Raw genomic sequence first — 26,449 nt, 5'->3', positions numbered from 1 at the left:
GCCCGGCCGGGTTTTCCACAGCCCGGACGGCGACGGGGCGCGTTGTCAGTGCCAGGCGTTAGCGTCATGGACGTGAAGCGATCGACTCAAGCAAACCGGGTGGAACCCATGGCAGCAGGATCCGACCGCGAGAAGGCGCTGGACGCCGCACTCGCACAGATTGAACGGCAATTCGGCAAGGGCGCCGTCATGCGCCTCGGCGATCGGCCGAACGACCCCATCGAGGTCATCCCCACCGGGTCGACCGCTCTCGACGTGGCGCTGGGAGTCGGCGGTCTGCCGCGCGGCCGGGTCGTCGAGGTGTACGGCCCGGAGTCCTCCGGCAAGACGACCCTCACCCTGCACGCGGTGGCCAACGCCCAGAAGGCGGGTGGCACCGTCGCCTTCGTCGACGCGGAGCACGCGCTCGACCCGGAGTACGCCAAGGCCCTGGGCGTCGACACGGACAACCTCATCCTCTCCCAGCCGGACACCGGTGAGCAGGCGCTGGAGATCGTGGACATGCTGGTCCGCTCCGGCGCCCTCGACCTCATCGTCATCGACTCCGTGGCGGCCCTGGTGCCGCGCGCGGAGATCGAGGGCGAAATGGGGGACTCGCACGTCGGCCTCCAGGCCCGGCTGATGAGCCAGGCGCTCCGCAAGATCACCAGTGCGCTGAACCAGTCCAGGACCACCGCGATCTTCATCAACCAGCTTCGAGAGAAGATCGGTGTGATGTTCGGCTCACCGGAGACCACCACCGGTGGCCGGGCGCTGAAGTTCTACGCCTCGGTGCGCATCGACATCCGCCGGATCGAGACCCTCAAGGACGGCACCGACGCGGTCGGCAACCGTACCCGGTGCAAGGTCGTGAAGAACAAGGTCGCGCCGCCCTTCAAGCAGGCCGAGTTCGACATCCTCTACGGCGAGGGCATCAGCCGCGAGGGCGGGCTGATCGACATGGGCGTCGAGCACGGCTTCGTCCGCAAGTCCGGTGCCTGGTACACCTATGAGGGCGACCAGCTGGGGCAGGGCAAGGAGAACGCCCGGAAGTTCCTCAAGGACAACCCGGACCTGGGCAACGAGATTGAGAAGAAGATCAAGGAGAAGCTGGGGGTCGGGGTGCGCCCGGAGGCCCCGGCTGCGGAGCCCGGCGCGGACGCGGCGGGAGCCCCGGCCGAGCCGGTGAAGGCGGTGCCCGCTCCGGCTGCCAAGGCGACCAGGGCCTCCAAGGCCGCTGCCGCCAAGAGCTAGTCCATGACGCGGCGAACCGGCCGGCCGCGGGAGCGGCGGAAGGACAGCGGCGAGGACGACTGGGACGGCGGTGACCCCTCTCCGTCGAGGGCCGGACAGGGGACACCGCGTCCGGGCGCGGGTACGGCCGCGTCCCGGAGCGACGACCCCGGTGAGCGGGCACGGGCCATCTGCCTGCGCCTGCTCACCGGGACGCCGCGCACCCGCAAGCAGCTTGCCGACGCGTTGCGCAAACGGGACATCCCCGAGGCGGTGGCGGAGGAGGTGCTCTCCCGCTTCGAGGAGGTCGGGCTGATCGACGACGCCTCCTTCGCCGGTGCCTGGGTCGACTCCCGCCACCACGGCCGGGGCCTGGCCCGCCGCGCCCTGGCCCGGGAGCTGCGCACCCGCGGAGTGGAACCGGCGGTCATCGACGAGGCCGTGGGCCGGCTCGACTCCGAACAGGAGGAGGAGACGGCCCGGGCGCTGGTGGAGCGCAGACTGCGGTCGACCCGGGGGCTGGACCGGGAGAAGCGGATCCGGCGCCTCGCCGGGATGCTGGCCCGCAAGGGGTACCCCGAAGGGCTCGCCCTGCGGGTGGTCCGGCGTGCGCTGGAGGAGGAGGGCGAGGATCCGGAGGCCCTGGAGTGGTACCTCTCCGAGAGCTGACCGCGGCACAACGGTCCGCCGCCCGCCGCCCGGACCCGCTGCCCATAGACCCTTGCCCCGTGAACCTGGGCCCATGATCGCGCGGATGGCCCAACGGGCGGAGATCCGCACCGGAGCGCCCCGCCGCGCGCCCGGTGCCCTGTGCCCCGTGTCCCGTGCCTCAGGATCGATCAGCCGGCCCGGCGGCCTCAGCGGAGCCGGGGCCCCGCGGAGCCGGGCCTCAGCGCGGTGTGCCGCGCGCCGGGGAAACGCCGTCCGCGGCCGTCGGCGCCACCGCCTCCGGGGCTCCGGACCCGGCCGATCCGCCTCCCCCGGTGCCGCCCCGGGCCGCTGCCGCTCCGCCGTCCTCCGCGGCTCCGCCGTTCTCCCCCGTCCCGGGCTCTCCCGGCGCCGCACCGTCGCCCGCCCGGGCCGCTCCGTCTCCGCTTCCGCCGCCACACACGGTGTCCGCGCAGGCGTGGAGCTCCGCCGGGTCGACGCCCGGCATCGCGGCGACCAGATGGCCGTCCGGCCGGACCATCAGCACGGTGTGCGCCGCCGCCCCCGGATAGTCCTCCGTCACCAGCAGCTCGGCCGGTACCGGCAACGCCGCCACCGCCGCGGCCAGCCGGGGCATGAGCCCCGCGCCCAGCCAGTGCCTGCGGTCCCAGACCCCGGTCCCCGGAGCCACCAGCACCACCAGCAGATCACCGCCCAGCCGCTCCCGGAGCCGTGCCGCGGTGCCGTCCGGCGCGGTCACCGGCACATCCTCCACCGGCTCGCCCGGCAGCGTGCCGACGGCGGCCGCCGCCTCCCCGGCGGGCGGCGTGAGGGGGGAGTGCGCGTACCCGGGGGGCGCCCCCAGCGGGCCCCGCCCCAGATGGCCGTCCGTCAGCAGACTCTCCTGCCCGCGCCCGGCCCCCGGCAGCAGGGACCGGCGCACGGTGGGCCAGGCGCCCGCGGCCCGGACCAGCGGCAGCGCCTGGTCCGCCGCGCGCAGCCGGGCACCGACGGCCAGGCGCCGCTCCGCCTGGTAGCTGTCGAGCAGGGCGTCGGGGGCGCCGTGATGCCGGGTCAGGGCCAGCTTCCAGGAGAGGTTGGACGCGTCGCGCAGCCCCTCGTCGAGTTCATGGGCGCCGAGGGTGCCGAGCAAATGCGCCGCGTCCCCGGCCAAGAAGGCCCGGCCCGAGCGCCAGCGGCGCGCCAGCCGGTGGTGGACGGTGTGCACGCCGGTGTCCAGCAGTTCGTACGGGGGGATCTCGCCGCACCAGGTGGCGAGGGTGTCGCGGATCCGGGCGACGAGAGCCTCCGGGGTCACCAGGTCCCCCCGGGGCGGCAGCAGCCAGTCGATCCGCCAGACCCCGTCCGGCAGCGGGCGTGCCAGCGCCTCTCCGCCGCGCGGGCCCCGGTACAGCACGGCCTCGCCGGGCCACGGGAGTTCGGTGCGGAGCGCGGCCACCGCGTGCCGTTCGACGGCGGTCCGGCCGGGGAAGCGCACATCCAGCAGCTTGCGCACGGTGGACCGCGCCCCGTCGCAGCCCACCAGATGGCTGCCGCGCCACGAGGTGCCCGCGCCGGGCCGGGGGGCCGCCGGCTCCCGGGTGTACGCGGTGACGCCGCCCGCGTCCTGCTCCAGGGCGTGGAGACGGCAGCCGGTCTCGATCCGGGCGAGGCCGCTCGCCGCAAGGGCGGTCCGCAGCCCGTGGACGAGTTCGTGCTGCGGCAGATGGAGCGGGGCCTCGTCCCCGGTCTCCTCGCGGCGCGGCGTCTGCCGCCGCCGTATCGTCCGCCAGGCCGTCCAGCGGACGCCGGCGGCCGGGAACGAGGGGCCGAGGAGGCGGCCGGCGAAGGCGGCGCTGTCCGGGCTCAGCACGGTGGTCCGGGCGGGCCGCGGCTCGTATGCGCCGGAGCCCTCGTCCAGGACGAGGACCGGGACGTCGTGCCGGGTGAGCGCCAGGGCGAGCGCGAGACCGACCGGGCCCGCGCCGACGACGATCACCGGGTCCACGGGGCGGCTCCTTCGACCTGACGGGTCGGGAAAGAGGTGGTACAGGGAGCCCGGTGCGTGATCACAGAAGGAATGCAACCCACTTGGATTGCCCGCGTCAAGCGAGAGGGACAGCGGCTGACCACCGCTGTCCCTCTCGTCGCTTCCGTCCCGCCGGAGCGGCTCAGTGCGTCGTGCTCGCACCGCCGTCGCCGGGCCGGTCGCCGGGCCCGTCGCCGGGACCGCCACCGGGTCCGCCCGCCGGGCCGTCCCCGGGCGCCGAGACCACGGCGACGTCACTGCCGATGTCCTCGGTCACCACGGCGCCGCTGCCCCTGCGGGAGCGCCGGGCCCGGCCCTCCAGCCAGCTCGCGAAGCTGGTGAGCAGGAAGTTCAGCAGGATGAAGAGGAGCGCGACCACGGTGAAGGCGGCGATGGTGTTCGCGCCGTAGTTGGCGGTGATGCTCCGGACGCGGCTCAGCAGTTCGGCGAAGCCGAGCAGCGCGCCGCCCAGCGCCGTGTCCTTCACGATCACGACCAACTGGCTGACCAGGGCCGGCAGCATCGCGGTCACGGCCTGCGGCAGCAGCACATAGGACATGGTCTGCCCCTTGCGCATGCCGATGGCCTTGGCCGCGTCCGTCTGCCCGTGCGGCAGGGAGAGGATGCCGGCGCGGACCACCTCGGCGATGACGGAGGCGTTGTAGAGGACCAGTCCGGTCACCACCGCGTAGAGCGGGCGGATCTCCGACTCCACATCGGTGAGCTGGGCGTACGCCTCGTTGGCGAACAGCATCAGCAGCAGCACCGGGATGGCGCGGAAGAACTCGACCACCGCGCCGACCGGCACGCTGATCCACCGGTGGTCGGACAGCCGTCCGATGCCGAGCAGGGCGCCGAACGGCAGGGCGATGACGATGGCCAGGGCCGCCGCCTTGAGCGTGTTCAGCAGGCCGGGCAGCAGGAACGTGGTCCAGATCCGGGAGTCCTCGACGAACGGGAGCCACTTCTCGCCGGCGAGCTGGTTCTTGTCCGCCATGGTGTCCAGCACCCACCAGGACACCAGCCCCAGGACGACGAGGAACAGCACGGTGTAGAGCCAGTTGCGCCGCCTGGCACGGGGCCCCGGCACGTCGTACAGAACGGAGAGGTCACTCATCGCTTCACCGCCACACGCTTGCTCACCCAGCCGAGCAGCAGCCCCGTCGGAAGGGTCAGGACAATGAACCCGAAGGCGAACACGGAGAAGACGAGGAAGATGACGTCGCTCTCGTTCTCGATCATCTCCTTCATCAGCAGCGCCGCTTCCGAGACGCCGATCGTGGCCGCCACCGTGGTGTTCTTGGTGAGGGCGATCAGGACGTTCGCCAGCGGGGCCACCACCGACCGGAAGGCCTGGGGCAGGACGATGAGCGTCAGCACCTGCGTGAAGCTGAGGCCGAGCGCCCGCGCCGCCTCGGCCTGGCCGACGGGCACCGTGTTGATGCCCGAGCGCAGCGCCTCGCAGACGAAGGTGGCGGTGTAGGCGACCAGACCGAGCACGGCCAGCCGGAAGCCGATCTGGTCGGAGTCCTCGCCGCCGAGGGTGACGCTCAGGGTCTGGTAGAGCCCGAGCGAGGCGGCGACGAGCACCACGGTGAGCGGAGTGTTCCGCATGATGTTGACGTACGCGGTGCCGAAGCCGCGCATCAGCGGAACGGGGCTCACGCGCATCCCGGCGAGGACGGTTCCCCAGACGAGGGAACCCACGGCCGAGTAGACGGCGAGCTGGACCGTCACCCAGAACGCCCCGAGCAGGTCGTACCGCTCTAGATCAAGAAAGTCGAACACGTGGATCCGCGCTCTCCCCTGGTGGTCGGATGGTGCGGCGCGCCGGCCCCGCGGACGGCGCGCCGGCGTGTCCTCAGCTGGTCTCGGTGATCTCCGGGGCGGGCTCGTTCTTGTAGCCGGCCGGGCCGAAGTTGTCCTTGACCGCCTTGTCCCAGGAGCCGTCCTCGACCATCTTCTTCAGGGCGTCGTTGATCTTCTTCTGGAGCTCGGTGTCGCCCTTCTTGAGGCCGATGCCGTAGTTCTCGTCGCTGAGGTTGAGCCCGGCGAGCTTGAACTTGCCCTTGTGCTCGTCCTGCGCGGCGTAGCCGGCCAGGATGGCGTCGTCGGTGGTCAGAGCGTCGACGACCTTGTTCTCCAGGCCGGTCAGGCACTGGGAGTAGCCGCCCTGCTCGTCGAGGTCGGCCTTGGGGGCGAGCTCGTTCTTGACGTTCTGCGCCGAGGTCGAGCCGGTGACGGAGCAGAGCTTCTTGGAGTTGAGGTCCTCGGCCTTCGTGATCGACGTCTCGTCGGCCCGGATCAGCAGGTCCTGGTGAGCGAGGAAGTAGGGGCCGGCGAAGCTGACCTTCTCCTTGCGCTCATCGGTGATCGAGTAGCTGGCGACGATGAAGTCGACGTCCCCGCGCGAGATGAGGTTCTCCCGCTCGGCGCTGGGGGCTTCCTTCCACTCGATGTCCTTCTCGTCGTAGCCGAGCTCCTTGGCGACGTACTTCGCGACATCGACGTCGAAGCCGGTGAACTCGCCGTCCGGGGTCTTCAGACCGAGGCCCGGCTGGTCGAACTTGATACCGACGGTGACCTTCTCGTCGCCGTCCCCGCTGTCACTGCCGCCACAGGCGGTGGCGGTCAGGGAGAGGACGACTGCGGCGGCGGCAGCGGCGCTGGCCTTGCGGAGTTTCATGAGCGAACTTCCTCACGGTGATCGGTAACGGGATGTTCTGCCGGGCCGGGCCCAGGGGTGGCGGGCCGGCTCAGTGGTGGAGGATCTTCGACAGGAAGTCCTTGGCGCGGTCGCTGCGCGGATTGCTGAAGAACTGGTCCGGCTGCGCCTCTTCGACGATGCGGCCGTCCGCCATGAAGACGACGCGGTTGGCGGCGGAGCGGGCGAATCCCATCTCGTGGGTGACGACGACCATGGTCATGCCGTCCCGGGCGAGCTGCTGCATGACCTCCAGCACCTCGTTGATCATCTCCGGGTCGAGCGCGGAGGTCGGCTCGTCGAAGAGCATGACCTTCGGGTCCATCGCCAGGGCCCGCGCGATGGCGACGCGCTGCTGCTGGCCGCCGGACAGCTGGGCGGGGTACTTGTCCGCCTGGTTGGCCACGCCGACCCGGTCGAGCAGTGCACGGGCCTTGTCCAGGGCGGCCTTCTTGTCCGCCTTCCGGACCTTGATCTGGCCCAGCATGACGTTCTCCAGCACGGTCTTGTGCGAGAAGAGATTGAAGGACTGGAACACCATGCCGACGTCGGCCCGCAGCCGGGCCAGCTCCCGCCCTTCGGCGGGCAGGGGCTTGCCGTCGATCGTGATCGAGCCGGAGTCGATGGTCTCCAGCCGGTTGATCGTGCGGCACAGCGTCGACTTGCCGGACCCGGAGGGCCCGATCACGACGACCACCTCGCCGCGCGCGATGGTCAGGTCGATGTCCTGGAGCACGTGCAGCGCGCCGAAATGCTTGTTGACGTTGTCCAGCACGACCAGTTTGTCCGTAGTGGAAACGGCGTCCTTGGTCACCGGTACTTCGGTCATCGGCTTCTTGCTCCATCCTCCTCGGCTGCAGAGGACCCTAGTGAGCCGTGCCGACCAGCGTCATTACATCTGAGGGGAAATTGAGCATAACGAAACGGCTACGCACGACAGCAGAGAGTAGTCGTCCGGCGACTCCCGCCGCACCATGTCCGGGGCCCGCTACCGGCTCCGTAACGATGTCCGCGAGAGAACCCGCCCCCTCCCGGTCATCGGGTACGAATCGGTCTGTATGCGCGAGGGCCGCGCACGCCGCCGAGCACCCGGACCGGAAGGGGGGACCCATGAGACTGCTCCTCGTCGAGGACGACGACCACGTCGCGGCCGCCCTGTCCGCGGTGCTCGCCCGGCACGGGTTCACCGTGACGCACGCCCGCAGCGGCGCGGAGGCGCTCCAGGCGCTGCTCCCCGACGCCGGCGCCCCCTTCGGGGTGGTCCTGCTCGACCTCGGGCTGCCCGACCAGGACGGCTTCGAGGTCTGCGGCAGGATCCGCAAGCTCACCACCACCCCCGTGATCATGGTGACGGCGCGTGCCGATGTGCGCTCCCGGATACACGGGCTGAACCTCGGCGCCGACGACTACGTCGTCAAGCCGTACGACACGGGTGAGCTGCTGGCCCGCATTCACGCGGTGTTCCGGCGCACCGTCCCGGGCGAGAAGACGGAGGCGGCCCCCGCGGCCGGGCCGGCGGCGGACGCGCTGCGGCTCGGGCCGGTGCTCATCGAGCTGCCGACCCGGCGCGTCACGGTGGACGGCGTGACCGTCTCCCTGACCCGCAAGGAGTTCGACCTGCTGGCCCTGCTGGCGCAGCGCCCGGGCGTCGTCTTCCGCCGGGAACAGATCATCAGTGAGGTCTGGCGCACCAGCTGGGAGGGCACCGGCCGCACGCTGGAGGTGCACATCGCCTCGCTCCGCTCCAAGCTGCGGATGCCCGCTCTGATCGAGACGGTGCGCGGCGTCGGCTACCGGCTCGTCGAGCCGGCGGCCTGAGGGCTCACGGGGCCGGGCCCGGGTGCGTACACGACTCCTTCCGCTCCTCATCGTCCTCATGGCGGGCGTGCTGCTGGCGCTCGGCTTCCCGCTCGCGGCGAGCCAGGCCGCCGCCGAGCAGCAGCGGGTGGTGGTGGACCGGATCGACGACACGGCGCGCTTCGCCGCGCTCGCCCAGTTCGTGGCGGCCCGCCCGGAGGCGGAGGACACGGGGGAGGCCGGGGGAGAGGGGGCGCAGGCCGACGCGGGCGGCCGGCGGGCCGCGCTGGCCTCCCGGCTCGAGCGGTATCACGAGCTGTACGGGATCCGGGCCGGGGTCTTCTTCCGGAACCGCGAGGCCATGGCGGTGGCCCCGGCGGGCTGGCGGGTCGCCGCGGACGGCGAGGGCGGCCAGGCGTTCAGGGAGGCCCTCGCGGGGCGCCGGAGCCACAATCCGCCCCAGGTCTGGCCCTGGCAGCGGGACCGGCTCACCATCGCCTCCCCGGTGGTCCACGAGGGCGACGTGATCGCCGTCGTCGTCACCGACTCGCCGACCGGGCAGATGCGCTCCCGGATCCTCCGCGGCTGGCTGCTCATCGGCGCCGGTGAGTCCGCGGCGATGCTCCTCGCGATCGGCGCCGCCATCCGGCTCACCGGCTGGGTGCTGAGACCCGTCCGCGTGCTCGACGCCGTCACCCACGACATCGCCACCGGCCGGATGCACTCCCGGGTCGCCGTCTCGGGCGGCCCGCCCGAACTGCGCCGGCTCGCACGGTCGTTCAACGAGATGGCCGACACCATGGAGGACGTGCTCGAACAGCAGCGCGCCTTCGTCGCCGACGCCTCGCACCAGCTGCGCAACCCGCTGGCCGCGCTGCTCCTGCGGATCGAGCTGCTGGCGCTCGAACTCCCGGACGGCAACGAGGAGATCGCGTCGGTCCGCGCGGAGGGCAAGCGGCTGGCCCGGGTCCTCGACGACCTGCTCGGCCTCGCCCTCGCCGAGCACGCCGACCCGGACCTGCAGCTCACGGACATCGCGGACCTGGTGGCGGAACGCGTGGATTCCTGGCGCCCGGTGGCCGACCGCGAGGAGGTCGGCCTGCGCTACGAGGGCCCGGCCGGAGCCACCGGCTGGGCCGACCCGGTGGCGCTCTCCAGCGCACTGGACGCCGTGGTGGACAACGCCCTGAAGTTCACCCCCGGCGGCGGGGACGTCACGGTCGGCGTGGAGGCCGTCGGGGACACCGTCCGCATCACCGTCGCCGACGGCGGCCCCGGACTCACCGGGGAGGAACTGGACCGGATCGGTGACCGCTTCTGGCGCAGCAACCGGCACCAGAACGTCTCCGGATCAGGGCTCGGCCTGTCGATCTCCCGGGCGCTGCTGGCCGCCGGAGGCGCCACCCTCGGCTTCGCGCCCAACGAGCCGCGGGGCCTGCTGGTGACGATCACCCTGCCGCGGACCGCGCCCCCGGAGCGCCCGCAGCCGTCGGAGCGCCGGGCGTAGAGGGCGCGCCGGGTGCAGAGGGCGCGGCGCGCGGGTGCGTCCGGGGCGGGGGGCGCGGCGGTGCCGCCCTCAGGACTTCACCGAGCGGTAGTAGCGGCTCGCGCCCTCGTGGAGGTCCAGCGGGTCGGTGAAGACCGCCGTGCGGAGGTCCACCAGCTGCGCCGCGTGCACGTCCCGCCCGATCTCGTCCCGGCTGTCGATGACGGTGCGTGTGATGGCCTCGGTGAGGCCCGGGTCCGTACGGTCGGTGGTGACCAGCAGGTTCGCCACCGCGACGGTCTTCACCGGCTGTCCGCGCTGCACCCGGGGATAGGCGTCGGCCGGCATCAGCGCGGACCGGTACTGCCAGGTGTCCCGCCCCTGCCGGTGCAGTTCGTCCACGAGATCGCCGAGCTGCACCAGCCGGATGGGGAAGTCGTCCGCGAGATCCGCCACGGCCGTCGTCGGCAGGCCCCCGGACCAGAAGAAGGCGTCGATCCTCCCCTCGCGGAGCATGGCGGGCATCTTGTCGATCCCGACCCGCACCGCGGTGATGTCCTCGTCGGCGTCGAGCCCCGCTGCCCGCAGCAGGCGGTGGGTGATCAGACTGACGCCGGAGCCGGGCTGGCCGATCGCCACCCGCTTGCCGCGCAACTCCCGCGCGCTGCCGATGTCCGAACCCCTGTCCACCACGAGCTGCATGTAGTCGTCGTAGAGCCGTGCGCAGGCCCGCAGCGACGCGGCGTCCCCCGGGTTCACGTCCTCGTACGCGGCCACGGCGTCGGCCGCGGCGATGGTGAAGTCCGCCTGGCCGGACACCAGCCGCTGGAGGTTCTGCACGGAGCCCTCGCTCGCGCGCAGCCGGACGTCCACCTCCGGGAGGTCCTCCGCCATCCGCTCCTTCAGCAGCTTCCCGTAGAGCGAGTAGACGCCCGTGGGGACACCGGTGCTGAACGTCATCGTGCCCCGCGGCGGCGGCCCGTCGCGCAGCGGCAGCAGCCACCACGCCAGCAGCGCCAGCGCCGCGCAGCCCGCGAGCGCGATCCGGGCGGCGCGGCGCCTGCCGATACGGGACAGCGCGGGAGCCATACGGGCAATCCTGCCAGCCCGCCCCGCCGGCGACCAGGGCCGTCCCGGAACGGGCCCGCGGGCTCACGGAAGCCGGGGGCGGGGCGGGAGGCCGACCCCGTACCCTGGTGGGCGAGATGAGCGCGAAGACCTACGAGGTGCGCACCTACGGGTGCCAGATGAATGTCCACGACTCCGAGCGGCTCTCCGGACTCCTGGAGGACGCCGGATACGTCCGCGCGCCCGAGGGCCGTGCCGAGGGCGAGGCCGACATCGTCGTCTTCAACACCTGCGCGGTGCGGGAGAACGCCGACAACCGGCTCTACGGGAATCTCGGCCGGCTGGCCCCGCTGAAGGCGAAACGGCCGGGTATGCAGATCGCCGTCGGTGGCTGTCTCGCCCAGAAGGACCGGGACACCATCGTCAGGAAGGCCCCCTGGGTCGACGTGGTCTTCGGCACCCACAACATCGGCCGTCTGCCGGTGCTGCTCGAGCGCGCCCGGGTCCGGGAGGAGGCGCAGGTCGAGATCGCGGAGTCGCTGGAGGCGTTCCCCTCGACCCTGCCCGCCCGCCGCGAGTCCGCCTACGCGGCCTGGGTCTCCATCTCCGTCGGCTGCAACAACACCTGCACCTTCTGCATCGTCCCCGCGCTCCGCGGCAAGGAGAAGGACCGCCGGCCCGGCGACATCCTCGCCGAGGTGGAGGCGCTGGTGGCCGAGGGCGTCACCGAGATCACCCTGCTCGGCCAGAACGTCAACGCCTACGGCTCCGACATCGGCGACCGCGAGGCCTTCTCCAAACTGCTGCGCGCCTGCGGGTCCGTCGAGGGCCTGGAGCGGGTCCGCTTCACCTCGCCGCACCCCCGCGACTTCACCGACGACGTCATCGCCGCCATGGCCGAGACGCCCAACGTCATGCCGCAGCTCCACATGCCGCTGCAGTCCGGCTCCGACCGCGTACTCAAGGCCATGCGCCGCTCGTACCGCCAGGAGCGCTTCCTCGGCATCATCGGGAAGGTCCGGGCCGCCATGCCCGACGCCGCCATCTCGACGGACATCATCGTCGGCTTCCCCGGTGAGACGGAAGAGGACTTCGAGCAGACCCTGCACGTGGTCCGCGAGTCCCGCTTCGCACAGGCGTTCACCTTCCAGTACTCCAAGCGCCCCGGCACCCCGGCCGCCGAGATGCCGGACCAGATCCCCAAGGCCGTGGTCCAGGAGCGCTACGAGCGGCTGGTCGCCCTCCAGGAGGAGATCAGCTGGGAGGAGAACAAGAAGCAGACCGGCCGCGTGCTGGACGTGCTGGTCGCGGAGGGCGAGGGTCGCAAGGACGGCGCCACCCGGCGCCTCTCCGGACGCGCCCCGGACAACCGTCTGGTGCACTTCACACGCCCGGAGGAACCGGTCCGCCCCGGTGACATGGTCACCGTCGAGGTCGGCTACGCGGCCCCGCACCACCTGCTCGCCGAGGGGCCGCCGAAGGCGGTCCGGCGCACCCGCGCGGGCGACGCCTGGGAGCGGCGCAACGCCGCGCCCGCCGCCCCGTCCGGGGTGATGCTCGGCCTCCCCACGGTCGGCGCCCCGCCGCCCGAGCCCGCCCCGGCCGCCGGCTGCGCACGCGACTGACGGCCGGGCCGGCGGCCGCTCCAGTCGCTTCCGTCCGGGGCCGTGACCGGCCGCTCCGGCGCCCGGTCGCGGCCCCGGGCGGGGGCCCGTCCGCTTGCTAGGGTTCCGGCCATGCTCGTCGCCGCCGCCGTGTGCCCGTGTCCGCCGCTGCTCGTTCCCGAGGTCGCGGCCGGAGCCGCCGCGGAACTCGACGCACTGCGGGCCGCCTGCTACGACGCCGTCGCCGTGCCGGCGGCCGCCCGCCCGGACCGCCTGGTGGTGATCGGCCCCGCCGAGCAGGCGGGCCGCGGGCCCCATCCGCAGGGCGCCCCGGGCTCCTTCCGCGAGGTCGGGGTCGACCGCGCGGTGCGGCTCGGCCCGGCGGACGGCCCGCCCGCCCCCGAGCGCGTCCTCCCGCTCTCGCTGGCGGTCGCCGGCTGGCTCCTGGAACGCACCCGCTGGGCGGCCGCCCCGGTGGAGGGGCTCGGTGTCGGCGAGCCCCTGTCCGCCGACCGGTGCGCCCAGGTCGGCCGGGAGATCGCCACCGGGGCCGAGCGGGTCGCGCTGCTGGTGATGGGGGACGGCAGTGCCTGCCGGTCCGTACGGGCCCCCGGCTATCTCGACGAGCGCGCCGCCGGATTCGACGCCGGGGTCGCCCGCGCGCTCGCGGAGGTGGACACGGAAGCGCTGATGGCGGTGGACGAGGAGCTCGCCCACGAGCTCAAGGCGGCGGGCCGGGCCCCCTGGCAGGTGCTCGCCGGCGCGGCGGAGGGCGCGGACCTGGACGGGGAACTGCTGTACGACGACGCTCCGTACGGGGTCGGCTACCACGTCGCCACCTGGTCGTAGCGCTCCCCCTCCCGCCGCCGGCCGCCCCCGGAGGCCCCCGCACCCGGTCCGCCGGGTGCCGGACGCGCCCCCGGCCTTTGGGAGACTGGAACGGTGAAGAGCACAGAAGGCGCCCCCCGAGTGATCGCCGTCGTCGGCCCCACCGCGGCCGGGAAATCCGATCTGGGCGTCGGTCTCGCCCTCCGGCTCGGCGGTGAGGTCGTGAACGCCGACTCGATGCAGCTGTACCGGGGCATGGACATCGGCACCGCCAAGCTCACCCCCGCCGAGCGCCGTGGCGTCCCCCACCACCTCCTCGACGTCTGGGACGTGACCGAGGCCGCGAGTGTCGCCGAGTACCAGCGGCTGGCCCGCGCCGAGATCGACCGGCTTCTCGCCGCGGGCCGCACCCCGATCCTGGTGGGCGGTTCCGGCCTGTATGTGCGCGGCGCGCTCGACGCCCTGGAGTTCCCGGGGACCGATCCCGCCGTACGGGCCCGTCTGGAGGGCGAGTTGGCGGAATCGGGCCCCGGCGCCCTGCACGCCCGGCTCGCCGCCGCCGACCCCGGGGCCGCCCGGGCGATCCTGCCGGGGAACGGACGGCGCATCGTCCGCGCCCTGGAGGTGATCGAGATCACCGGCCGCCCCTTCACGGCCAGCCTCCCCGGGCCGGAACCGGTCTACGACACCGTCCAGATCGGCGTGGACGTCGGACGGCCCGAGCTCGACGCCCGGATCGCCGCCCGCGTCGACCGCATGTGGGAGGACGGCCTCGTCGCCGAGGTACGGGAGCTGGAGGCCGCCGGCCTGCGCGAGGGCCGCACCGCCTCCCGGGCGCTCGGCTACCAGCAGGTGCTCGCCCATCTGGCGGGGGAATGCACCGAGGAGCAGGCGCGCACCGACACGGTGCGCGCCACCAAGCGCTTCGCGCGCCGCCAGGACTCCTGGTTCCGGCGGGACCCCCGGGTGCACTGGCTGAGCGGGGCGGCGGACCACCGCGGGGAACTCCTGGGGCAGGCGTTGACGTTGGTCGAACGAGCGGTCACAGCCTGATCACGTGATGGCATCGGGACGCTCCGCGCGTCCTCGGCGGCACGGCGGGCGTGCCATCATCGAGCTCTGATCGCATGGTGACGTCGAGTTGGGAGGGCGCGTGGCGATGGAGGCCGGCCCTCGTGACAGATCGCATTCCGTCGACGGGCCCCCGGGGCTCGACGGCCTTCCGGCGTCGCTGGCCCCCGACGGGCCGGAGGACGACGCGGCCGTTCCGGAGGGCGGCGAGTCCTTCCGGGAGATCCGCCCGCAGCGGCGGCTGCGCATCTGGCAGCTCGCGCCGATCGTGGTGCTGGCGGCCGTCGGCTCCCTGATGTTCGCCTTCCCGCTGGCCTTCGCCTTCGGCGACGGCGGCGCGGTCGTGGCCATGCTCGGTCTGCTCATCAGCTGCTGCGCCGCGGGCTGGGGTGTGATGGCGGCCCGCCGGGCTGGACTCACCTGGCCCGGTCTGCCGGCCCCCGGTTCCGGCGGCCGGCCGGACTGGCGGATCGCCGGCCTCTACGCCCTCTTCGTCGTCACGGTGGCCCTGCTCTGCCTGTGGCGGGTGGCCCGGCTGCGCTGACCGGCTCCCCGCCCGGCGCTCCCGTGCCGCGGGGGCCGCGGGGGCTGTGGGGATTGCGGGGGAGGACCACCGGCGCGGGCGGCCCCCGGGGGCCGTAGGATCGGAGACGTGAGCACCGCACCCCTCGCCTTTCTCAAGGGCCACGGCACCGAGAACGACTTCGTGATCCTGCCCGACCCGGAGAACCGTCTCGACCTCCCCCCGGCGGCCGTCGCCCGGCTGTGCGACCGGCGGGCCGGCATCGGCGGCGACGGACTGCTGCACGTCGTACGCTCCGCCGCCCACCCCGACGCCGCCGGTATGGCCGGTGAGGCCGAGTGGTTCATGGACTACCGCAACAGCGACGGCAGCGTCGCGGAGATGTGCGGCAACGGCGTCCGGGTGTTCGCCCGCTATCTGCAGCGCGCCGGGCTCGCGGCCGAGGGCGATCTCGCCCTGGCCACTCGCGCCGGTGTGCGCCGGGTGCACATCGCCAAGACCGCGGACGACGGCACGCCGGGCGACATCACGGTCGGCATGGGCCGCGCGCTGCTGCCCGCGGGCGAGGTGTCGGTGACGGTGGACGGGCACCGCCGGCCCGCCCGCAACGTCAACATGGGCAATCCGCACGCCGTGGCGTTCGTCGAGGACCTGGCTCACGCCGGGCCGCTGCTCGACCCGCCGCGGGTGACGCCCGCCGCCGCCTACCCCGAGGGCGCGAACGTGGAGTTCGTCGCCGACCGGGGCCCGCGCCATGTGGCGATGCGCGTCCACGAGCGCGGGTCCGGCGAGACCCGGTCCTGCGGCACCGGCGCCTGCGCCGTGATGGTCGCGGCGGCCCGCCGGGACGGCGCCGACCCGGCGGTCACCGGACGTCCCGCCACGTACACCGTGGATGTCCCCGGCGGACGGCTGGTGATCACCGAACACCCCGACGGCGCCGTCGAGATGACCGGCCCCGCCGAGATCGTGGCCGAGGGCACCCTCGACGCCCGCTGGCTCGCGGCCGTTCTCCCCTGATCTTCGCTCGATCGGGTGGCGTGAGCCACGGAGAGCGACAGCCGCCCGGCACTCCGTGATGGGGTCGTGGCATCAGGCGCCGGCCCGGGCGCCCGCCGGCCTCCGGGGCACGGGGGACCGCCCCGGCCGGCCGAGTCGCCGGAGGTGCCCATGTGCGCGGAGCCCATGAGACCCGTCCCTCCCGTCCGCAGGCGCGGGCGCTCCCGCATCGACCTGCGCAGGCTCGGCCACGCGGCGCTCCGCGGCCCGGCCCCCCGGCACCCGCTGCCGGACGCCATCGAGCACGTGGCCAAGGTCCACCGCGCCCACCACCCCGGCGCCGACCTCGACCCGCTGCGCCGCGCGTACCTCCTGGCCGAGTCCTCGCACCGGGGGCAGACCCGCAAGAGCGGCGAGCCGTACATCACGCACCCGCTCGCCGTCACCCTGATCCTCGCCGAACTCGGCGCCGAGACCACGACGCTGACCGCCTCCCTGCTGCACGACACCGTCGAGGACACCGACGTCACCCTGGAGCAGGTGGGCGAGGAGTTCGGCGCGGAGGTGCGCTACCTCGTCGACGGCGTCACCAAGCTGGAGAAGGTCGACTACGGCGCCGCCGCCGAACCCGAGACCTTCCGCAAGATGCTGGTCGCCACCGGCAACGACGTCCGGGTGATGTCGGTGAAACTCGCCGACCGGCTGCACAACATGCGCACCCTCGGCGTCATGCGCCCCGAGAAGCAGGCCCGGATCGCCCGGGTCACCCGGGACGTCCTCATCCCGCTCGCCGAGCGCCTCGGCGTGCACGCCCTCAAGACCGAGCTGGAGGACCTGGTCTTCGCGGTGCTGCACCCCGAGGCGTACGAGCGCACCCGCCGCCTGGTCCGGGAGCGCACGGCCCGCCCCGGCCCGCTGGAGGCCACCGCCGAGCGGGTGCGCGCGGTGCTGCGGGAGGCAGGCATCGCCGCCGAGGTCCACGTCCGCCCGCGGCACCTGGTCTCCGTCCACCGGGTGCGGCTGGGGCGCGGTGAGCTGACCGGGGCCGACTTCGGCCGGCTGCTCGTCCTGGTCGCCGAGGACGCCGACTGCTACGCCGTCCTCGGCGAACTGCACACCTGCTTCACTCCGGTGGTCTCCGAGTTCAAGGACTTCATCGCGGCGCCCAAGTTCAACCTCTACCAGTCGCTGCACACAGCCGTCGCCGCCCGGCAGGACGGCGAGGTCACCGAGGTCCTGGTGCGCACCCACCGGATGCACCGGGTGGCCGAGGCGGGCGTGGTGGCGCTGGGCAATCCGTACACCGCGGACGGCGGCCAGGAGGGCGCCGAGGCCCCGGACGGCGAGCGCGCCGACCCGACCCGGCCGGGCTGGCTCTCCCGGCTGCTCGCATGGCAGCGGGACACCCCGGACCCCGACACCTTCTGGGCCTCGCTCCGCGAGGAGCTCGCCGAGGACCGCGAGATCACGGTCTGCGAAGCGGGCGGGGCCACGGTGGTCCTCCCCGCCGGCGCCAGCTGTGTGGACGCCGCCTACGCGCTGCACGGCGGCGGCGCGCACTCCTGCATCGGCGCCCGGGTCAACGGCCGGCTCGTGTCGCTGGCCAGCGTGCTGCGCGACGGCGACACCCTCCAGCTCCTCATGGCGTCGCAGGACGGAGCCGCGGGCCCGTCCCCCGAGTGGCTGGAGTGCGCCCGGACCCCCGCCGCGCGCATCGCCATCAGCGGCTGGCTGGCGGCGCACCCGGCGGCCGCCGTCCGGGAGACGGCCCGGAGCCGTCCCGCCGGGCCCGCGGACCCGGACGCGGCCGGCCCGCCGCACGGGACGCGGGGCGGCGGGCCGGCCGGCGGCTGCCGGGTCACCCTGCTCGCCGAGGCGTTCGGCCGGCCCCGCCTCCTCGCCGAGCTCACCGAGGCCATCGCCCAGCAGGGCGCCGCCGTCGTCTCGGCCCGCGTCGAACCCCCGCACGAGCAGCGGGTCCGGCACACCTACACCTTGCGGCTCGCCGGCCCGGCCGCGCTGCCCGCGCTGGTGCGGGCGATGCGGAAGGTGCCCGGGGTCTACGACGTCAGCCGGCTCGGCGGGCCGGCCGAGGGGGCGCCGCGCGCCGCCAGGGCGCTGCCCCGCGGCTCCGCCCCCGGAGCCGGCGCCGTCCCCGCCGACGGCTCCGCCCGGCCGCCGCAGGAGCCCGCGGGCGGCCGGGGCACGGGCCGGGAGAGCCCGGCACCGGCCCGTAAACCGGGGTGACGGGCCGCCCGGCCCGTGGGACGATCCTGGTACCGGCACGGCCGCGGGCCCGGGAATCCTCCGGGCGCCCCGGGCGTTGTTCCCGGCAGGAATCCCCCTCGACGTAAGGATCCAATGACCCCCTCTTCCTCTCCTTCCCAGGACACCGAGCGCCTCGCGCGTACCTCCTCGGCCGGCCTCCGCGCCGACGCCCTGATGGAAGAGGACGTCGCCTGGGGTGACGCGTTCGACGAGCTGCGTGACGGCGAGCAGTACGACCGCAGCGAACGCGCGGCCCTGCGCCGGATCGCGGGCCTGTCCACCGAGCTGGAGGACGTCACCGAGGTCGAGTACCGGCAGCTGCGCCTGGAGCGCGTGGTGCTGGTCGGCGTCTGGACGTCCGGTACGGCGCAGGACGCCGAGAACAGCCTGGCCGAGCTGGCGGCCCTCGCCGAGACGGCGGGCGCGCTGGTGCTGGACGGTGTGATCCAGCGCCGTGACAAGCCCGACCCGGCCACGTACATCGGCTCCGGCAAGGCCGTGGAGCTCCGCGACATCGTGCTGGAGACCGGGGCGGACACCGTCGTCTGCGACGGTGAGCTCACGCCCGGCCAGCTCATCCATCTCGAAGACGTCGTCAAGGTCAAGGTGGTCGACCGGACCGCGCTGATCCTGGACATCTTCGCCCAGCACGCCAAGTCCCGTGAGGGCAAGGCGCAGGTCTCCCTGGCGCAGATGCAGTACATGCTGCCCAGGCTGCGCGGCTGGGGCCAGTCGCTCTCCCGGCAGATGGGCGGTGGCGGCTCCGGTTCCTCCGGCGGTGGCATGGCCACCCGTGGTCCCGGTGAGACCAAGATCGAGACGGACCGGCGGCGGATCCGCGAGAAGATGGCGAAGATGCGCCGGGAGATCGCGGAGATGAAGACCGGCCGCGACGTCAAGCGGCAGGAACGCAAGCGCAACAAGGTGCCCTCGGTCGCCATCGCCGGGTACACCAACGCCGGCAAGTCCTCGCTCCTCAACCGTCTCACCGGGGCGGGGGTCCTGGTGGAGAATGCCCTGTTCGCCACCCTCGACCCGACCGTGCGCCGGGCGGAGACGCCCAGCGGCCGGGCCTACACCCTGGCCGACACCGTCGGATTCGTCCGGCATCTGCCGCACCACCTGGTCGAGGCGTTCCGCTCCACCATGGAGGAGGTCGGCGACGCCGACCTCATCCTGCACGTGGTGGACGGCGCGCACCCGGTCCCGGAGGAGCAGCTGGCCGCCGTCCGCGAGGTGATCCGCGAGGTGGGCGCGCAGGACGTGCCCGAGATCGTGGTCGTCAACAAGGCGGACGCGGCCGACCCGCTCGTCCTCCAGCGGCTGCTGCGCACGGAGAAGGGCGCGATCGCCGTCTCGGCCCGCACCGGCCAGGGCATCGACGAGCTGCTCGCGCTGCTCGACGAGAAGCTGCCCCGGCCCCGGGTCGGCATCGAGGCCCTGGTGCCGTACACCCAGGGCGGTCTGATCTCCCGGGCGCACGCCGACGGCGAGGTCATCTCCGAGGAGCACACCGGGGAGGGCACGCTGCTCAAGGCGCGGGTCCACGAGGAGCTGGCCGCCGAGCTGGCCCCGTACGCCCTCGCCGGACAGCGCTGACCCCCTGAATCCGGCCGCCCGGCGGACGGACGGACAGCGGTATGGCGGAAGGCCCGCCCCCAGCCGGGGGCGGGCCTTCCGCTGCGTACCGTTCGTTCCTGCGCCGCCCGCTACGAGGCGAACTTCCGGCTGACCGAGTCGAAGACCGCCTTGGCACCCGCACCGAGCTGCGGACCGGCGAGCCAGCCGCCCGTCACCGGGCCGATGGAGGTGTTCGACACCAGCGCCGTCTCGTTGTTCACCGAGGCGAACCAGCCGCCGCCCGAGGAGCCGCCCGTCATGGTGCAGCCGATCCGGTACATGGTGGGCTGGTCCCGGAAGAGCGAGAGGCGGCCCGGCGCGTCCACGCAGGAGAACATCCGTACGCCGTCGAACGGCGGTGCGGCCGGGTAGCCCCAGGCGCCCATCGAGCGGATGTCCTGCACCGACGGGGTCTCGAACGCGACCGGCAGCGCCGCGCCGACGGTCTCCTCCAGCGACTTGCCGCTGCCCTCCTCGGGCTTCACATGCAGCACCGCGTAGTCGTACGGGGCGCCGGCGCCGCCCTCCTGGGCGCCCCGGGAGATCCACTCCTGGGAGGTCGAGGCCCAGTCCGACCACCAGATGCCGTACGGGGCGACCTGCTCGCGCGGGGTGTTGGCGATCTGCTCCGCCGGTACCTCGTTGTCGTTGTACGAGGGCACGAAGACGATGTTGCGGTACCAGCCGCCCTTCTGCCCGGCGTGCACGCAGTGCCCGGCCGTCCAGACCATGTTCGACCTGCCGGGGTTCGCCGGGTCCTTCACCACGGTGCCCGAACAGACCATCGAGCCCTCGGGGCCGTCGAAGAACACCTTGCCGACCGGGGCCGCGTTCCGGTGGTACGGGGTGTCCACCCGCTGGGCCTGCACGGGATCCGGTGTCGGATCGGTGACGCCCTGCTCCTCGGCCACGTCGGTGGGAACGGTCTTCTCCGGGACGCCGGCGTCCTTCATCCGGTCCGGCTTCCACAGGTCGTCGATGACCGGGTTGATGAACTCGTTGGCCTCGCGCAGCCAGTCGTCCTTCTTCCAGTTCTTCCAGTCGCCGTTCCGCCACTTGTCGAGGTCCAGACCGAGCTCCTTGAGCCGGGAGTTCAGGTCGTCGGGCAGGGCGAGGTCGTTCTCGCCGCCGCCCTGCCCGGCGGTGGCGGCGGCCGGGTCGCCCGCGTTGTCGTCCGTGGGTCCGCACGCTGTCGCGGTGACCGCGAGCACGGCGGCCAGCGCGGCCGCGACGAGCGCCGGCCTGCGTATCGATGCCATGGGTGGAACTCCCCGTTGAAATCCGGAAGATGGAAGGATCATGGACGCCGACAAGGCTGTCGGACTCCCACTATGCCGTGCTGCTCAGGACGCACCCGGCCGGGGCTCCGGTTCCTGCACGGGCACGGCCAAGGATCTTCGCAGCGACCGTGATCTCCACCCTTCGCCCTCGTTGTATACGGGGGGACGCCGGGCGGCGTTCACGGGGCACCGATCACCGTGCGCCGCCGCACCGGCCCCGCGGCCGGTGCCCGCCACCACCGCGCGGAGGGCGTCTCCCGCCCGGCGCCGGATCCGGGCCGGCGGACGCGGCCGCCGGTCCCCCGCCCGTCACCCGGTGGCCGCTCCGGCGGGTCCGGGCGATCCGAGCGGCCCGCTCCGGGACGGCCGGCCACCGCGATCCTGCGACCGCGACCCTGCGACTGCGACTGCGACGACGAAGGAGACAGGCGCCACCGCCCCGGACCGCGCACCGCCCGGGCCGGCCGCGCCGGACCGGACATGAACGTACGCATCAGCGGGCCCGAGATGCCCGCCGCGAGCCCCGCCCCCGCGCCGGTGACTCCCGCGCCGGTGACTCCCGCGCCCGTCACTCCTCCGCCCAGCCCCCCGGGCGGCGGTGCCCCGGACACCGCCGCCCGTGCCCCGGTGGCCCCGGCGTCCGCCACCCCGGACGCCGGCGCCCGCCTTCGCCCCCGCCCGGACGCCGCGCCCGCCGTCCTCCCGGCCCAGGGCGCCGCCGGCCCCCGGCTCTCCCCCCACCGGCCCTCCCGCCATCGCCGCGATCCGCTGGACCATCCCGATCCCGGCACCGCCGCCGACACGGCCGCCGCCGAGAACCTGCTGCGCTGCTGGGTCCGGGAGACCGGCACCACGGCCCCGGCCGGGGACACCCTCCGCATCCCGCTCACGGCCTGCGGCACCGCGCTCCGGGTGCCGGTGCACCACTGGTCGGCCTGCGGCTGGCACCGGTTCGGCACTCCCGTCCTGGTCGGCGCGCCGGAGGACTCCCCGCCCGTGGACGCGGTGACGCTCGCCGCGCTGCTGGTCCGTGAGGCGCGGTACGGCGCCCGGGGCCGGTCCGTCCCGGGTGACGGGGCCGACCTCGTGGGGCGCGTCGCCGACTCCGTACGCCGTACCGCCGGGTTCCTCACCGCCCGGCGGGCGGACCCGGAGACCCCGCCCGGAACCGCGCGCTTTCTCGACGGGGAGCAGGCCCTGCTGCTCGGCCACCCGCTGCATCCCACACCCAAGAGCCGCGAAGGGCTCTCCGACGCCGAGGCGGGCGTCTGCTCGCCCGAACTGCGCGGTGCCTTCGCGCTGCACTGGCTGGCCGCCGACCCGTCCGTACTGGCCGCCGACTCGGCCTGGACCGAACGCGGCCGGACCGTCCCGGCCGAACGGCTCGCCGAACGCCTGGCCGGCCCCGGCGCCGTGCTCCCGGAGGGCACCGTGCCGCTGCCGCTGCACCCCTGGCAGGCGCACGCCGTCCGGCATCTCCCGGCCGTCGCCGAGCTGTTCGACCGCGGTCTGCTGCACGACCTCGGCGCGCACGGCCCGGTCTGGCACCCGACCTCCTCCCTGCGGACCGTGTACCGGCCGGACGCCCCCGCGATGCTCAAGCTCTCCCTCGGCCTGCGGATCACCAACTCCCGCCGGGAGAACCTCCCCAAGGAGCTGCGGCGCGGCGTCGAGGTGCACCGGCTGCTCCGCACTGGTCTGGGGGAGCGGTGGCACAGCGCGCATCCGTCGTTCGACATCGTCCGCGACCCCGCCTGGCTGGCCGTGCGCGGTCCGGGCGGCGAGCCGGTACCGGGCCTCGACGCGGTGATCCGGCACAACCCGTTCCGCCCCGGGGACGACGCCGTCTGCGTCGCCGGGCTCGTCTCCCCGCGCCCCTGGCCGGGCCGCGGCGACCGGGGCGTCCCGGCCGTGCGCTCCCGCCTCGCCCAGGTGCTCGGCGGTCTCGCCGCCCGTACGGGCCGGCCGTCGGCGGCCGTCGCCACCGAGTGGTTCCTGCGCTACCTGGAGGCCGTCGTCCGCCCCGTGCTGTGGCTGGACGCCACGGCGGGGGTCGCGCTGGAGGCCCACCAGCAGAACACCCTCGTCCTGCTGGACGCGGAGGGCTGGCCCGCGGGCGGCCGGTACCGCGACAACCAGGGCTACTACTTCCGGGAGTCCCGCCGCGCGGAGCTCGAACGGCGTCTGCCCGGCATCGGCACCGCGAGCGACACCTTCGTCCCCGACGAGGTCGCCGACGAGCGCTTCGCCTACTACCTGGGCATCAACAACGTCCTCGGCCTCATCGGGGCGTTCGGCTCCCAGCGGCTCGCCGACGAGCGCATCCTGCTGGCCGCCTTCCGCCGCTTCCTCACCGACGCGGCGCGCGGCGGCACCGGCCACGGCGGCGCGGTCTCCCCGCTGCCCCGCCTGCTGCTGGAGTCCGCCACCCTGCGCTGCAAGGCCAACCTCCTCACCCGGCTGCACGGTCTGGACGAGCTCGCCGGCCCCGTCGACACCCAGTCCGTGTACGTCACCGTCCCCAACCCCCTTGCCGCAACCGGGTCATGACGGGTGAGCACGGCCGGGCCGCCGGCGGGCCCGCCGGCACGGCGGACCCGCCCGTCTCCAGCACGGCCGACACCGTCGACCTGCGCCTGCCGGACGGGGCCCCGGACGGCGGCGGGGAGGGACCGGCCGGGGGCACGGCCCTCCCGGCGGCCGGCCGGGAGGCGGCGGCGGGTGCGCACGGCCTCCCCGCCGGGAGCACCGGCGGGGCGCCGGACGCGGAGAGCGCGCCCGGCCCGGCACCCTGCCGGGAGCTGCTCGGGGACATCGCGGCCTGGGGACCGGCCGCCGTACGGGCCGGCTCCTTCCGCCTGCTCCCGGTCCGTGCCGAGCGCGATCTGCCGCTGCTCGCCCGCTGGCTCGGCGACCCCGCGGCCGCCGCGTTCCGTGACCTCCGGGACCGGGCCGGCCCCACGGCCCCCGCGGACCCCGTGGAGGCGGCTGCCCGCCGTCTCCGCGCCCCTTGCGGCGGGGACGGCCGCGACATCCCCTGCCTGGGCCTCCTCGACGGCGTACCGATGAGCTACTGGGAGATCTACCGCGCCGATCTGGCCCCGCTCGCCCGCCGCTACCCGACCCGCCCGCACGACACCGGGATCCGGCTCCTCCTGGGGACCGCCGCCGACCGCGGACGCGGGCTCGGCAGCGCCCTGCTGCGCGCGGTTTCCGGCCTCGTCCTCGACAATCGGCCATCCTGCACCCGAGTCGTCGGTGAACCCGACCTCCGCGACACACCGTCCGTGGCAGCCTTTCTCCGTGCGGATTTCCGTTTCTCGGCCGAGGTGGACCTCCCCGGCAGACGCGCCGCCGTGCTGATCCGCGACCGTTCCCCGCACGGCCCCCGGTGACGCGCGTCTGTGCCGCCCCGTTCCGCACACCCGTCCCGCACCCCGCCTCGTCCCGTCCCGTCCCGCAGCCGCATCCCGTTCCCGCACCGCAACTCCCGCTACCCACTCGGCCCGTCCCCGTTCCGCCGTCCGAGGAGCAAGATTGCGTTCCACACCCCAGCAGCGCCAGGCCGCCTGGCAGCGCGCCGCCCGCCGCATGTTCGCCAAGATGCTCGGCGAACTCGCCTACGAAGAGGTCCTCACCCCCGAGCCCGACGGCGACGACCCGCACAGCCACCGGCTCACCGTCGCCCCCGGCCTCACCTACCGCTTCCGGGCCCGCCGCGGCGCGTACGGGCACTGGCGGGTGGACCCCGAGACCATCGAGCCCTCCGCCGACCCGATGCTCTTCGTCGCCCGCGCCCACCGCACCGTCCTCGGTCTCTCCGGTGACACCACCGGCCACCTCATCCGGGAACTCACCGCCACGCTGGCCGCCGACACCCGCCTCGACGAAGGGGCGCTCAGCGCCGCCGAACTCGCGGACCTCGGCTACGCCGAACTGGAGGGCCACCAGACCGGCCACCCGTGGCTCGTGGCCAACAAGGGCCGGGTCGGCTTCTCCGCCCGCGACACCGAGCGCTGGGCCCCCGAGGCCCGCCGGCCGCAGCGGCTCCCCTGGATAGCCGTCCACCGCGAACTCGCCGCCTACCGGGGCGTCCCCCGCCTCGACCGCCCCGACCACCTCTACGCCGAGGAACTCGCCCCGGAGACCCGCGCGGACTTCGCCCGCGCCGTCGCCGCGGAGGGCCGCGACCCGGAGGACTATCTCTGGCTGCCCGTCCACCCCTGGCAGTGGGACGAGAGCATCGCACCGCTGTTCGCCCCGTACATCGCCGACGCCCGGATCATCCCGCTCACCGAGGACGGCGACCTCCGGCTGCCCCAGCAGTCCATCCGCACCTTCCTCAACATCAGCCGCCCGGAGGCCCGGACCGTCAAACTGCCCCTGTCGGTGCTCAACACCCTGGTCTGGCGCGGCCTGCCGACCGAACGCACCCTGGCGGCCCCCGCCGTCACCGCGTGGGTGCACGCCCTGCGCGACAACGACCCCTTCCTGCGCGACGAGACCCGGGTCATCCTGCTCGGGGAGACCGCCTCCGTCACCGTCGAACACCCGGTCTACGACCGGCTCCCGGACGTGCCGTACCAGTACCGGGAACTCCTGGGCTGCATCTGGCGCGAGCCCCTCCTGCCGCAGCTCGACCCGGGGGAGCGGGCCCGCACCCTGGCGTCCCTGATCCACACCGACCCGCGGGGACGCTCCTTCACGGCCGAACTCGTGTCCCGCTCCGGCCTCGCCCCGGAAGCCTGGCTGCGCCGCCTCTTCGCCGCGCTGCTGCCGCCCCTGCTGCACTTCCTGTACCGCTACGGCACCGTCTTCTCACCGCACGGGGAGAACGCCATCGTCGTCTTCGACGAGCGCGACATACCGGTGCGGCTGGCCGTGAAGGACTTCGTCGACGATGTCAACATCAGCGCGGAGCCGCTGCCCGAGCACGAGGGCATGCCGGAGACGGCCCGGGAGGTCCTGCTCACGGAGGAGCCCTCCTTCCTCACCCAGTTCATCCACTCCGGGCTGTTCGTCGGCGTCTTCCGCTATCTGGCCCCCCTCTGCGAGGAGCAGCTCGGGGTGGAGGAGGACGAGTTCTGGTCCCTCGTGCGCCAGGAGATCCTGCGGCACCAGGCCCGCTTCCCGGAGGACAAGGAGCGGTTCGAGACCTTCGATCTGCTCAGCCCGCGCATCGACCGGCTCTGCCTCAACCGCAACCGGCTCCATCTGGACGGCTACCGCGACCGGGCCGACCGGCCCCACGCGGCCGTCCACGGGACCGTCGCCAATCCGCTGGCCCGGATGTGAGGCGGATGTTGTCGGTC

21 protein-coding genes are annotated in these 26,449 nt (G+C 73.9%); 14 read left to right on the top strand and 7 right to left on the bottom strand.

The features are described from left to right. Positions 1 to 99 precede the first annotated feature (99 nt). Positions 100 to 1,233 (top strand): recombinase RecA, encoded by a 1,134-nt coding sequence (gene recA, locus LIX60_RS07640; RefSeq protein ID WP_308102020.1) that lies wholly within the window; start codon positions 100 to 102, stop codon positions 1,231 to 1,233. 3 nt (positions 1,234 to 1,236) lie between these two features. After that, positions 1,237 to 1,881, top strand: coding sequence for a recombination regulator RecX (recX, locus tag LIX60_RS07635; RefSeq protein WP_227957782.1), 645 nt, complete (start codon positions 1,237 to 1,239; stop codon positions 1,879 to 1,881). Between the two features lie 220 nt (positions 1,882 to 2,101). On the opposite strand, the gene LIX60_RS07630 is transcribed toward recX, so the two are convergent. The 5 genes from LIX60_RS07630 to LIX60_RS07610 all read right to left on the bottom strand — a co-directional run bounded on the left by LIX60_RS07630 (position 2,102) and on the right by LIX60_RS07610 (position 7,422). Beyond that, entirely contained in the window at positions 2,102 to 3,868 is a 1,767-nt protein-coding gene (locus tag LIX60_RS07630; protein ID WP_227957781.1) for an FAD-dependent monooxygenase, read from the bottom strand. Positions 3,869 to 4,031: 163 nt separating this feature from the next. Then, the gene (locus LIX60_RS07625) at positions 4,032 to 5,006 is read right to left on the bottom strand and encodes an amino acid ABC transporter permease (RefSeq protein ID WP_227957780.1); all 975 of its coding nucleotides are present in this window, start codon (positions 5,004 to 5,006) and stop codon (positions 4,032 to 4,034) included. Then, entirely contained in the window at positions 5,003 to 5,677 is a 675-nt protein-coding gene (locus tag LIX60_RS07620) for an amino acid ABC transporter permease (RefSeq protein ID WP_227957779.1), read from the bottom strand. The genes LIX60_RS07625 and LIX60_RS07620 overlap by 4 nt, the downstream gene beginning before the upstream one ends. A 73-nt stretch (positions 5,678 to 5,750) precedes the next feature. Next, positions 5,751 to 6,575 (bottom strand): glutamate ABC transporter substrate-binding protein, encoded by an 825-nt coding sequence (locus tag LIX60_RS07615; RefSeq protein WP_227957778.1) that lies wholly within the window; start codon positions 6,573 to 6,575, stop codon positions 5,751 to 5,753. Between the two features lie 70 nt (positions 6,576 to 6,645). Further along, positions 6,646 to 7,422 carry an amino acid ABC transporter ATP-binding protein gene (locus LIX60_RS07610; protein ID WP_019709732.1) on the bottom strand — a complete coding sequence of 259 codons (777 nt, stop codon included), beginning with the start codon at positions 7,420 to 7,422 and terminating at the stop codon, positions 6,646 to 6,648. A gap of 281 nt (positions 7,423 to 7,703) precedes the next feature. On the opposite strand from LIX60_RS07610, the gene LIX60_RS07605 reads away from it, so the two are divergent. After that, positions 7,704 to 8,411 (top strand): response regulator transcription factor, encoded by a 708-nt coding sequence (locus tag LIX60_RS07605; protein ID WP_227957777.1) that lies wholly within the window; start codon positions 7,704 to 7,706, stop codon positions 8,409 to 8,411. A gap of 22 nt (positions 8,412 to 8,433) precedes the next feature. Further along, complete coding sequence (locus LIX60_RS07600) at positions 8,434 to 9,897, top strand: HAMP domain-containing sensor histidine kinase (RefSeq protein ID WP_227957776.1); 1,464 nt, start codon at positions 8,434 to 8,436, stop codon at positions 9,895 to 9,897. Positions 9,898 to 9,966: 69 nt separating this feature from the next. Here the strand turns inward: LIX60_RS07600 and LIX60_RS07595 are convergent, their stop codons facing one another. After that, positions 9,967 to 10,965, bottom strand: a complete 999-nt coding sequence (locus LIX60_RS07595; protein ID WP_125623526.1) for a TAXI family TRAP transporter solute-binding subunit — start codon at positions 10,963 to 10,965, stop codon at positions 9,967 to 9,969. Between the two features lie 116 nt (positions 10,966 to 11,081). Here LIX60_RS07595 and miaB point away from each other — a divergent pair, with 116 nt between their 5' ends. The 7 genes from miaB to hflX all read left to right on the top strand — a co-directional run bounded on the left by miaB (position 11,082) and on the right by hflX (position 19,836). After that, positions 11,082 to 12,569, top strand: coding sequence for a tRNA (N6-isopentenyl adenosine(37)-C2)-methylthiotransferase MiaB (miaB, locus tag LIX60_RS07590; protein WP_227957775.1), 1,488 nt, complete (start codon positions 11,082 to 11,084; stop codon positions 12,567 to 12,569). A gap of 111 nt (positions 12,570 to 12,680) precedes the next feature. Beyond that, on the top strand, positions 12,681 to 13,397 hold the full coding sequence (locus LIX60_RS07585; protein ID WP_043460819.1) for a class III extradiol dioxygenase subunit B-like domain-containing protein: 717 nt from the start codon (positions 12,681 to 12,683) through the stop codon (positions 13,395 to 13,397). 93 nt (positions 13,398 to 13,490) lie between these two features. Then, a complete protein-coding gene (gene miaA, locus LIX60_RS07580) occupies positions 13,491 to 14,429 on the top strand; it encodes a tRNA (adenosine(37)-N6)-dimethylallyltransferase MiaA (protein ID WP_227957774.1) in 939 nt (312 codons plus the stop codon). A 106-nt stretch (positions 14,430 to 14,535) separates the two neighbouring features. After that, positions 14,536 to 14,991 carry a hypothetical protein gene (locus tag LIX60_RS07575; protein ID WP_105165548.1) on the top strand — a complete coding sequence of 152 codons (456 nt, stop codon included), beginning with the start codon at positions 14,536 to 14,538 and terminating at the stop codon, positions 14,989 to 14,991. 108 nt (positions 14,992 to 15,099) lie between these two features. After that, positions 15,100 to 15,990 (top strand): diaminopimelate epimerase, encoded by an 891-nt coding sequence (gene dapF, locus LIX60_RS07570; protein WP_227957773.1) that lies wholly within the window; start codon positions 15,100 to 15,102, stop codon positions 15,988 to 15,990. A gap of 150 nt (positions 15,991 to 16,140) precedes the next feature. Further along, the gene (locus LIX60_RS07565) at positions 16,141 to 18,216 is read left to right on the top strand and encodes a bifunctional (p)ppGpp synthetase/guanosine-3',5'-bis(diphosphate) 3'-pyrophosphohydrolase (RefSeq protein WP_227957772.1); all 2,076 of its coding nucleotides are present in this window, start codon (positions 16,141 to 16,143) and stop codon (positions 18,214 to 18,216) included. A gap of 114 nt (positions 18,217 to 18,330) precedes the next feature. After that, on the top strand, positions 18,331 to 19,836 hold the full coding sequence (gene hflX, locus LIX60_RS07560) for a GTPase HflX (RefSeq protein WP_227957771.1): 1,506 nt from the start codon (positions 18,331 to 18,333) through the stop codon (positions 19,834 to 19,836). A gap of 110 nt (positions 19,837 to 19,946) precedes the next feature. On the opposite strand, the gene LIX60_RS07555 is transcribed toward hflX, so the two are convergent. Next, entirely contained in the window at positions 19,947 to 21,116 is a 1,170-nt protein-coding gene (locus tag LIX60_RS07555) for a serine protease (RefSeq protein ID WP_227957770.1), read from the bottom strand. Positions 21,117 to 21,617: 501 nt separating this feature from the next. Here LIX60_RS07555 and LIX60_RS07550 point away from each other — a divergent pair. The 3 genes from LIX60_RS07550 (at position 21,618) to LIX60_RS07540 (ending at position 26,432) form a co-directional block, all read left to right on the top strand. Continuing rightward, positions 21,618 to 23,687 (top strand): IucA/IucC family siderophore biosynthesis protein, encoded by a 2,070-nt coding sequence (locus tag LIX60_RS07550; RefSeq protein WP_227957769.1) that lies wholly within the window; start codon positions 21,618 to 21,620, stop codon positions 23,685 to 23,687. Continuing rightward, the gene (locus LIX60_RS07545; RefSeq protein ID WP_227957768.1) at positions 23,684 to 24,532 is read left to right on the top strand and encodes a GNAT family N-acetyltransferase; all 849 of its coding nucleotides are present in this window, start codon (positions 23,684 to 23,686) and stop codon (positions 24,530 to 24,532) included. The genes LIX60_RS07550 and LIX60_RS07545 overlap by 4 nt, the downstream gene beginning before the upstream one ends. A 196-nt stretch (positions 24,533 to 24,728) precedes the next feature. Continuing rightward, a complete protein-coding gene (locus tag LIX60_RS07540; protein WP_227962662.1) occupies positions 24,729 to 26,432 on the top strand; it encodes an IucA/IucC family siderophore biosynthesis protein in 1,704 nt (567 codons plus the stop codon). Positions 26,433 to 26,449: the final 17 nt, after the last annotated feature.

It is taken from the genome of Streptomyces sp. S07_1.15 (assembly GCF_020739505.1).
Lineage (GTDB): Bacteria > Actinomycetota > Actinomycetes > Streptomycetales > Streptomycetaceae > Streptomyces > Streptomyces xinghaiensis.
This window is presented reverse-complemented; position numbering and strand designations above follow the sequence as displayed.